This is a genomic window from Brevibacillus sp. MCWH, assembly GCF_013096935.1.
Classification (GTDB): Bacteria; Bacillota; Bacilli; order Brevibacillales; family Brevibacillaceae; genus Brevibacillus; species Brevibacillus aydinogluensis.
This window is the reverse complement of the sequence record NZ_SDLF01000248.1, coordinates 1-384: the sequence shown is the minus strand read 5'-3', so window position 1 is coordinate 384 and position 384 is coordinate 1. Positions and strand designations below refer to the sequence as shown.

The following is a 384-nucleotide window of genomic DNA, read 5'->3' as shown; positions in this document are numbered from 1 at the left end:
ATATATGTACCGTTTTGTTTTTTCTTAACTGCCTCGGTGACGTTATTAACATCAACACTCGGTGTGTTAGTTAGAGATACACAAATGTTAATGCAAGCAATATTAAGAATATTATTTTACTTTTCACCAATTTTGTGGCTACCACAGAACCATGGTATCAGTGGTTTAATTCATGAAATGATGAAATATAATCCAGTTTACTTTATTGCTGAATCATACCGTGCAGCAATTTTATATCACGAATGGTATTTCATGGATCATTGGAAATTAATGTTATACAATTTCGGTATTGTTGCCATTTTCTTTGCAATTGGTGCGTACTTACACATGAAATATAGAGATCAATTTGCAGACTTCTTGTAATATATTTATATGACGAAACCC

At 31.8% G+C, this 384-nt stretch carries 1 pseudogene; it reads left to right on the top strand.

Features of this window, described 5'->3' with window-relative positions:
- Positions 1 to 363: pseudogene (gene tagG / locus ETC00_RS20310) on the top strand (teichoic acids export ABC transporter permease subunit TagG); the annotation flags it as partial.
- Positions 364 to 384 lie beyond the last annotated feature (21 nt).